The organism is Cupriavidus sp. R6-3 (assembly GCF_059772245.1).
This window is the reverse complement of sequence record NZ_JCBAJO010000191.1, coordinates 1-8,966: the sequence shown is the minus strand read 5'-3', so window position 1 is coordinate 8,966 and position 8,966 is coordinate 1. Positions and strand designations below refer to the sequence as shown.

Annotated in this window: 6 protein-coding genes; 3 read left to right on the top strand and 3 right to left on the bottom strand. The window is 67.6% G+C overall.

Annotated elements, in window-relative coordinates; all coding sequences use genetic code 11:
• Positions 1-412 precede the first annotated feature (412 nt).
• Positions 413-616, bottom strand: coding sequence for a YbdD/YjiX family protein (locus tag AC6EI8_RS20890; protein WP_006579436.1), 204 nt, complete (start codon positions 614-616; stop codon positions 413-415).
• Positions 617-675: 59 nt separating this feature from the next.
• Positions 676-2,748 carry a carbon starvation CstA family protein gene (locus tag AC6EI8_RS20885; protein WP_149317424.1) on the bottom strand — a complete coding sequence of 691 codons (2,073 nt, stop codon included), beginning with the start codon at positions 2,746-2,748 and terminating at the stop codon, positions 676-678.
• Between the two features lie 391 nt (positions 2,749-3,139).
• Here AC6EI8_RS20885 and AC6EI8_RS20880 point away from each other — a divergent pair, with 391 nt between their 5' ends.
• A complete protein-coding gene (locus tag AC6EI8_RS20880) occupies positions 3,140-4,579 on the top strand; it encodes a cache domain-containing protein (RefSeq protein ID WP_149317423.1) in 1,440 nt (479 codons plus the stop codon).
• Positions 4,576-5,250 carry a response regulator gene (locus AC6EI8_RS20875; protein ID WP_150083192.1) on the top strand — a complete coding sequence of 225 codons (675 nt, stop codon included), beginning with the start codon at positions 4,576-4,578 and terminating at the stop codon, positions 5,248-5,250. The genes AC6EI8_RS20880 and AC6EI8_RS20875 overlap by 4 nt, the downstream gene beginning before the upstream one ends.
• A gap of 148 nt (positions 5,251-5,398) precedes the next feature.
• Here AC6EI8_RS20875 and AC6EI8_RS20870 read toward each other — a convergent pair whose 3' ends face one another.
• On the bottom strand, positions 5,399-7,255 hold the full coding sequence (locus AC6EI8_RS20870) for a phosphoenolpyruvate carboxykinase (GTP) (RefSeq protein ID WP_149317421.1): 1,857 nt from the start codon (positions 7,253-7,255) through the stop codon (positions 5,399-5,401).
• 714 nt (positions 7,256-7,969) lie between these two features.
• On the opposite strand from AC6EI8_RS20870, the gene AC6EI8_RS20865 reads away from it, so the two are divergent.
• Positions 7,970-8,966, top strand: a 997-nt coding sequence (locus tag AC6EI8_RS20865; RefSeq protein ID WP_498382762.1) for a D-2-hydroxyacid dehydrogenase family protein, incomplete at its 3' end; no start/stop codon positions are given.

Here is an 8,966-nt window from a genome sequence, read left to right as displayed (position 1 = left end):
GACGGCTGCACCGGCGACGCCGCCGAGGGCGCCACCCAGTGCGTTATTCATGTCGCTCGCGAATGCAGGCAGCGTCGTCGATGCCGCCAGGGCGAGGGCCACGGTCATATTGCGAACGAGTCGGCGAGACATAGTGTTTTTCCTCTGGTTGCCAAACTGTGATGCAAGTGTAGATTTTGGGCACGGACATTGCTGTAACTGCCTGTAAGCCTTTATTAATGCTGCAGAAACGCAACAAAGGCTGCCCGTGGGCAGCCTTTGACATGTTGACAGCTTGTCGTCTTCCCCAAGGAGGAGAACCCGGCGATCTCGTCAGGACAACGACACACCGGATTCCCCGCCCGGGAGCCTCGGCAGCTCGGCAACTGCGGCTCAGGCGCTCAGTAGCTCGCAGGGTCAGCAGCTCAGCAGCTCAGCAGCACTTGCCCTGCCCGCCGCCGTAACGCGCCTCCTGCCGCTCGCGGAAGAACTCCTCGTAGCTCATCGGCTCGCGGTCCGGATGCGTGCTTTCCATATGGGCCACATAGGTCTGGTAGTCGGGCAGCCCGACCATCAGCCGCAGCGACTGGCCCAGGTAGCGGCCCATTTGGCCCATCTTGTTCAGCGGATCCAGCATGGCGTTCCTTCTGCGTGGGGTTTGACGTTACGGCGTCGGCATCGGCTTCGACGCCTGACTCAGCGCTGCGCCGAAGCGGCCGCCGGCAGCGGCTCGAACGGCGTCTCGTGCGCGGTCGGCCGTGCCTGGGCGCCGGCGCGCAGGCCGGTACGCAGGCCGTAATAGACGATCGACAGCACCACCGCCATGAACAGCGCGCACAGGCCCGCGTCCAGGTAGTCGTTGAACACGATGCGGTGCATCTGCTCCATCGTCTTGGCCGGCGCCAGCACCGTACCCTGGGCGATCGCGTCGCTGAACTTGCTGGCGTGCGACAGGAAGCCGATCTTCGGGTCGGCATGGAACAGCTTCTGCCAGCCGGCGGTCAGCGTGCAGATCAGCAGCCAGACGGTCGGCAGCAGCGTGACCCAGGCATAGCGGCCGCGCTTCATCTTGACCAGCACGCAGGTGCCCAGCACCAGCGCCACAGCGGCCAGCATCTGGTTCGAGATGCCGAACAGCGGCCACAGCGTGTTGATGCCGCCCAGCGGATCGACCACGCCTTGGTACAGGAAGTAGCCCCAGGCGCCGACGCACAGCGCGGTCGCGATCAGGTTGGCCGGCAGCGAGTCGGTACGGCGCATCGACGGCACGAAGCTGCCCAGCAGGTCCTGCAGCATGAAGCGGCCGGCGCGGGTGCCCGCGTCGACGGCGGTCAGGATGAACAGCGCCTCGAACAGGATGGCGAAGTGGTACCAGAACGCCATCATGGCCTGGCCGCCGACCACCTGGTGCAGGATGTGGGCGATGCCGACCGCCAGCGTCGGCGCGCCGCCGGCGCGCGAGATGATGGTGTTTTCGCCGACGTCCCTGGCGGTCTGCACCAGCACGTCGGGCGTGATCACGAAGCCCCAGTTCGACACCGCCTGGGCCACCGCCTCCGGCGTGGTGCCGATTGCCGCGGCCGGGCTGTTCATCGCGAAGTAGACGCCCGGCTCGATCACCGAGGCGGCCACCAGCGCCATGATCGCGACGAAGGACTCGGCCAGCATCGCGCCGTAGCCGATGAAGCGCGCGTGGGTCTCGTTCTCCAGCAGCTTGGGCGTGGTGCCCGATGAGATCAGCGCGTGGAAGCCCGACACCGCGCCGCAGGCGATGGTGATGAACAGGAACGGGAACAGGTTGCCCGACCAGACCGGACCGCCGCCTTCGGCGAACTGCGTGAAGGCCGGCATCTTCAGTTCCGGCGCGACGATCAGGATGCCGACCGCCAGCGCGATGATGGTGCCGATCTTCAGGAAGGTCGACAGGTAGTCGCGCGGAGCCAGCAGCAGCCACACCGGCAGCACCGCGGCGACGAAGCCGTAGCCGATCAGCATCCAGGTCAGCGCCTTGCCGTCGAAGGTGAACAGCGGCGCCAGCGTGGTGCTCTCGTGCACGTACTGGCCGCCGACGATGGCGAGCATCAGCAGCACGAAGCCGATCACCGACACCTCGCCGATGCGGCCCGGGCGGATGTAGCGGGTGTAGACGCCCATGAACAGCGCGATCGGGATCGTCACCGCCACCGTGAAGGTGCCCCACGGCGAATCGGCCAGCGCCTTGACCACGATCAGCGCCAGCACGGCGAGGATGATGATCATGATCATGAAGCAGCCGAACAGCGCGATCATGCCGGGCACCGTGCCCATCTCGGCCTTGACCAGGTCGCCCAGCGAGCGGCCGTCGCGGCGGGTCGAGATGAACAGCACCATGAAGTCCTGCACCGCGCCGGCGAACACCACGCCGGCCAGGATCCACAGCATGCCGGGCATGTAGCCCATCTGCGCGGCGAGCACCGGTCCGACCAGCGGTCCGGCGCCGGCGATCGCGGCGAAGTGGTGGCCGAACAGCACCGCCTTGTTGGTCGGCACGTAGTCCAGGCCGTCGTTATGGCGCCAGGCCGGCGTCATCCGTTTCGGGTCCAGCTGCATCACCTTGTCGGCGATGAAGCGGCTGTAGTAGCGGTAAGCGATCAGATAGATGCAGATCGCGGCGACCACGATCCACAAGGCACTGACGGCTTCGCCGCGCGACAGTGCAACGGTGGCGAAGGCAAACGCGCCGAGCACGGCGACGGCCAGCCACATCAGGTGTTGCCCGATGCGATTCATAGTGAAGGTCTCCTCAGACCACATGGAACAAAGCCCGCAGAGCGACAAGGGCCGGTGGACCGCTCGGCGCGCACGGTGGCACGCGCGCCGTCGGGCGGCGAATGGCGGGGGATCGGGGGCAAGCTGTCTCCAGATTTCAGCGGCGCCCGGTCCCTCGACTTCCGGTCCGGATCTTGTCTGGCAGGCGGGGCGATACGCCGGTGCGGGGCACTGGCGCATCCCGTTGCGAATGACTTCGCGCCTGGCCTGGCGGCCGGTCGCGCGTCGGCGTGTAGTATTGACACCCGCCAATCGAGGCACAAGCGCGTAACTACGCAGCGATCCTGCGTAGTACTACGCAACGGGACGGTGAGACGCCGCTTCCCAGGCATCCGTGTTTACCCTGGTCACGATGAAACTCCGCCAGAAGATTCTGCTGCTCGCGGTGGCGCCGCTGGCGATCGCCATGCTTGGCATCGCGCTGGCGGTGCACTATCAGGCCACCGCGCTGGTCCGCCACGAGCGCGCGCTGGTCGAGGCCGCCTATCTGCAGAGCAAGGAAACCGAACTGCGCCACTACGTGCAGCTGGCCCAGAGCGCGATCGCCCCGCTGGTCAAGTCGGGCCGCAACGACGAGGCCACGCGCCAGGCCGCGATGCAGGCGCTGGCGGGGCTGGACTACGGCCCGGACGGCTACTTCTTCCTGTACGACCTGAACGGCCGCAACCTGATGCACCCGCGCCAGCCGGACCTGATCGGCAGGAACCTGTGGGACCTGCGCGATCCCGAGGGCGCGCTGCCGATCCAGCAATTGATCGCGGCGGCACGCGCGGGCGGCGGCGCGGTGCGCTATCGCTGGGAGAAGCCGTCGACGCGGCAGATGGCGCCCAAGCTCGGCTATGTGGTCGCGGTGCCGGAATGGGGCTGGATGCTCGGCACCGGCATCTACCTGGACGATGTCGAACGCACGCTGCGCGAGCTCGACAAGCGCGCCGAGACCGATATCCGCGCCACGCTGGCGTGGATCGGCGCGATCGCCGCGATCAGCATCCTGCTGGTCGGCGCGGGCGGGCTGGCGTTGAACATCAGCGAGCATCGCGAGGCCGACGCCAAGCTGCGGCAGCTGGCGCAGCGCGTGGTGCGCTCGCAGGAGGACGAACGCGCGCGACTGTCGCGCGAGCTGCATGACGGCGTCAGCCAGCTGCTGGTGTCGGTCAAGCTGGTGCTCGAAACCGCGCTGAACCGGCTCGCGCAGGCGCCCACCGACGGCGGTGCGGTGACGCCCGTGCTGGGCATGGCGCTGAACCGGCTGGAGACGGTGTTCAACGAGGTGCGGCGCGTTGCCCGCAATCTGCGTCCGGCGCTGCTCGACGATCTGGGCCTGCAGGCCGCGTTGCAGCATCTGGCGCGCGAGATGCAGGGCGCGAGCGGACTGAAGATCGATATCGACTGCCACGGCGTGCCGCGGCCGCTGTCGGATGAAGCGGCCACCGCGCTGTACCGCATCGCGCAGGAGGCGCTGACCAATGTCGAGCGCCACGCCAATGCGCGGCGGGTCCAGCTGACGCTGTCGTATGCCGAGTCCGGCGTCGCGCTGGTGGTGCAGGACGACGGCAGCGGCTTCGATCTCGAGCGCGTGCAGCGCGACCCGCGCGGCGGCATCGGACTGCGCAATCTGCGCGAGCGCATCGCCAGCCTCGGCGGCGAATTCGATATCCAGTCCGCCCCGGGCGGCACGCGCCTGCGGGCGTATCTGCCGGCCTCGGCGTTCGTGCCCGACACGCGGGCGCTCGCCAGGACGGCGGACGCGCCGCCGGGCGCCCCGTCCCACTCTTCCCCGCTGTCCCGATGAGTTCCTTCTCCGAACCCTACCGTCCCGCGCGCGTGCTGCTGGTCGACGACCACACGCTGGTGCGCGACGGCATGCGCATGCATCTGGCCCTGCAGCCGAGTGTGACCGTGGTCGGCGAGGCCGACGACGGTGAAGCGGCGCTGGCCTGGCTGGCGCGCCGCCAGCCGGATGCGCTGCCCGACCTGCTGATCACCGATATCGGCATGCGCGGCATGGGCGGTATCGCGCTGGCGGACGCGCTGCACCAGCGCTATCCCGAGATCGCGGTGCTGATGCTGTCGATGCACGACAACCTCGAATACGTCCGCCAGGCGATGCGCGCCGGCGCGCGCGGCTACGTGCTCAAGGACGCCCCGGCCGACGAACTGCTGGCCGCGATCGACGCCGTGCTGGCCGGCCGCGTGTTCTACAGCGCCCGCATCGCGCGCCGCATGATCGAGGAAGGTCCGGCTCCGCATCCGCTCGATGCACTGACCCCGCGCGAGCGCGACATCCTGAACGGCATCGGCCGGGGCCTCGCCAACAAGGAGATCGCGGCGTCCCTCGGCGTGTCGGTGCGCACGGTGGAGACGCATCGGCTGAACCTCAAACGCAAGCTCGGCATCGAGGGGCGCGCGGGCTTGGTCAAGTATGCGGTGGAGCAGTTGGGGGGCGAAGCGAATGGCGGGTGAGGCGAAGGCGAAGCGTTGATGGCGCCCAGGCTGGCCTGTCGAGCAAAAACGCCGGACGAAAAAAAAGCCCTCGCGCACAACATCGCGAGGGCTTCGTTTTTTGCCGTCGCGCTTGCCGATGGCAAGCGCGACGTGCGGCACTACCGCATCAGGCCGCCAGCCGCTTGGCCAGCGCGTCCTTGGTTTCGGACAGCGCCTGCGGCAGATGGTGCTTGAGCTGGGTGAACAGCTCTTCGTGCAGCGCCAGTTCCTGTTCCCAGGCGGCGCGGTCGATCGAGGTCACCTTCTGGAACTGCTCGGGCGAGAAGTCCAGGCCTTCCCAGCGCAGGTCCTCGTAGCGCGGCGAGGTGCCGAACACGTGCTCGGTGCCCTGGCCCCGGCCTTCGACGCGGTCGATCATCCACGACAGCACGCGCATGTTCTCGCCGAAGCCCGGCCACACGAAGTTGCCGGCCTCGTCCTTGCGGAACCAGTTGACGCAGTAGATCTTCGGCAGCTTGGCGCCGGCGGCCTCGAGCTTGTTGCCCAGCGCCAGCCAGTGGCCGAAGTAGTCGCTCATGTTGTAGCCGCAGAACGGCAGCATCGCGAACGGATCGCGGCGCACCACGCCCTGCTGGCCGGCGGCCGCGGCGGTGGTTTCCGAACCCATGGTGGCGGCCATGTAGACGCCTTCGGTCCAGTTGCGGGCCTCGGTCACCAGCGGCACCGTGGTCGAGCGGCGGCCGCCGAAGATGAAGGCGTCGATCGGCACGCCGGCCGGGTTGTCCCAGTTCGCGTCGATCGATGGGCACTGCGATGCCGGCGCGGTGAAGCGCGCGTTCGGGTGGGCGGCCTTGGCGCCCGTCTGCCTGGCGATCTCCGGCGTCCAGTCCTTGCCCTGCCAGTCGATCAGGTGGGCCGGCGCTTCCTTGGTCATGCCTTCCCACCAGACGTCGCCGTCATCGGTCAGCGCGACGTTGGTGAAGATGACGTTTTCCTTCAGCGTCGCCATCGCATTGAAGTTGGTCTTCTCGCTGGTGCCCGGGGCCACGCCGAAGTAGCCGGCTTCCGGGTTGATCGCGTACAGGCGGCCGTCCTTGCCCGGCTTGATCCAGGCGATGTCGTCGCCGATGGTGGTGACCTTCCAGCCCTCGAAACCCTTGGGCGGAATCAGCATCGCGAAGTTGGTCTTGCCGCAGGCCGACGGGAAGGCCGCCGCGACGTGGTACTTCTTGCCCTCGGGCGAGGTCACGCCGAGGATCAGCATGTGTTCGGCCAGCCAGCCCTCGTCTCGGCCCATGGTCGAGGCGATCCGCAGCGCGAAGCACTTCTTGCCCAGCAGCGCGTTGCCGCCGTAGCCCGAGCCGAACGACCAGATCTCGCGCGTCTCGGGGAAATGGACGATGTACTTGGTCGGGTTGCACGGCCACGGCACGTCCTTCTCGCCGGCGGCCAGCGGCTTGCCGACGGTATGCACGCAAGGCACGAACTCGCCATCGGCGCCCAGCACGTCGTACACGGCGCGGCCCATGCGGGTCATGATCCGCATGTTGACGGCGACGTACGGGCTGTCGGACAGCTCCACGCCGATGTGGGCGATCGGCGAACCGAGCGGCCCCATCGAGAACGGCACCACGTACAGCGTGCGGCCGCGCATGCAGCCATCGAACAGCCCGCTCAGGGTCTGGCGCATTTCGGCCGGCGGCATCCAGTTGTTGGTGGGGCCGGCGTCCTCCTGCTTCTGCGAGCAGATGAAGGTACGGTCCTCGACGCGCGCGACATCGGAGGGGTCCGACAGGGCCAGGAAGGAGTTCTTGCGCTTGGCGGGGTTGAGCCGCTTCATCGTGCCGGCGGCGACCATCTGCTCGCACAGGCGGTCGTATTCCTCCTGGGAGCCGTCGCACCAGTAGATGCTGTCGGGCTTGGTCAGCGCGGCGATCTCGGCGACCCAGGCGACCAGCTTCTGGTGCTTGACCCAGGCCGGAACGTTCAGCGCCGGTGTGCCTTGCATGGTGGGGTGGTTCATGGTGGTACTCCAAAGCAAAAAGAAATCTTTGGCAAAGCCTGGCCCGGGGCCGCGCTCTGAATATCGTCAAACAGCCGGGTGAAACGCGGAGCCGACGAGAACGCGTGCCATGGCCGCATGCTTGAGGGACCACTTCTTGTGGAAGCGGTTCCGCATGTGGGGCGGGCGTTGTGCCCGCATGGCGACCGCATGGTGGCCGGTCCTCGACCACGCTCGCTCGGGACCGTCACATCCCGTTACAAGTCCGGCGCGATCCTGTGGTGAATCGATCGCGGGGGTCCTTGCGGCTGCGCTACAGTGGCGGTTTTCCCGCGGACGTGTCGCAGCGGGTGCCAGTCAAGCTTTGTCCGGCGACAAACCGGCTGCGGGAGCGAAGCTCGACCGACAATCCGGGACGTCACCGAAGGCGGCAAGGATACCACCGCTGTCGTCCTCCGTTTTTTGCTCTGCAGCAAGCGGCGGGCGCGGAAATCGGTCCGAACGCCCTGTCGCCATGGCTTGTCGCAGCACTTTGGTGGCCCACCTTACTGGCCGCGGGCATGCCGGTCTGTGGGTACGCGTACCAACCGGATTGCTGGGTCAATTGCACCGCAATCGGGCATCCGGCCGCTCACCGCAGCGGACCGAGCCGCCCCGCCGGAACCGCCTTACCGAACCGCTTCACCGAATCGCCTCACCGAACCGCCTCACCGAACCGCCTCACCGAATCCGACGATGAAAATTGCCGTTCTCGACGACTACCAGGATGCCGTGCGCAAGCTGGCCTGCTTCCAGCTGCTGCAGGGGCATGACGTCAAGGTGTTCAACAACACCGTCAAGGGCGTGGGCCAGCTGGCGGCGCGCCTGTCCGATGTCGAAGCCGTGGTGCTGATCCGCGAGCGCACCCGCATCACGCGCCAGCTGCTGGAGAAGCTGCCGAAGCTCAAGATCATCAGCCAGACCGGCCGGGTCGGCGGCGCCGGCAGCCATATCGACGTCGACGCCTGCACCGACCGCGGCGTGGTGGTGCTCGAAGGCGTCGGTTCGCCGGTCGCCCCGGCCGAGCTGACCTGGGCGCTGATCATGGCGGCGCAGCGGCGGATCCCGCAGTACGTCGCCAGCCTGAAGCACGGCGCCTGGCAGCAGTCGGGTCTGAAATCGACCACGATGCCGCCCAATTTCGGGCTTGGCCAGGTGCTCAAGGGGCAGACGCTGGGCATCTGGGGCTACGGCAAGATCGGCCGCCTGGTGGCCGGCTATGGCCGCGCCTTCGGCATGAACGTGCTGGTGTGGGGCCGCGAGGGCTCGCAGACGGCCGCGCGCGAGGACGGCTTCGCGGTGGCCGAGTCCAGGGAGCAGCTGTTCGCCGACAGCGACGTGCTGTCGCTGCTGCTGCGGCTGAACGACGAGACGCGCCATATCGTCAAGCTGGCCGACCTGACCTCGATGAAGCCGACTGCACTGTTCGTCAACACCAGCCGCGCCGAGCTGGTCGAGGAAAACGCGCTGGTGGCGGCGCTGAACCGGGGCCGGCCCGGCATGGCGGCGGTCGACGTGTTCGAGTCGGAGCCCATCCTGCAGGGCCACGCACTGCTGCGCATGGAGAACTGCATCTGCACGCCGCATCTGGGCTACGTCGAGCGCGACAGCTACGAGCTGTACTTCCGCACCGCGTTCCAGAACATCCTCGACGTGCTGTCCGGCGAGCACGGCAGCGTGGTCAATCCCAAGG

Bases quoted from the DNA above. Each gene is read 5' to 3' on its own strand.
- AC6EI8_RS20890 (WP_006579436.1), bottom strand. From the start codon at position 616: ATGCTGGATCCGCTGAACAAGATGGGCCAAATGGGCCGCTACCTGGGC.
- AC6EI8_RS20885 (WP_149317424.1), bottom strand. From the start codon at position 2,748: ATGAATCGCATCGGGCAACACCTGATGTGGCTGGCCGTCGCCGTGCTC.
- AC6EI8_RS20880 (WP_149317423.1), top strand. From the start codon at position 3,140: ATGAAACTCCGCCAGAAGATTCTGCTGCTCGCGGTGGCGCCGCTGGCG.
- AC6EI8_RS20875 (WP_150083192.1), top strand. From the start codon at position 4,576: ATGAGTTCCTTCTCCGAACCCTACCGTCCCGCGCGCGTGCTGCTGGTC.
- AC6EI8_RS20870 (WP_149317421.1), bottom strand. From the start codon at position 7,255: ATGAACCACCCCACCATGCAAGGCACACCGGCGCTGAACGTTCCGGCC.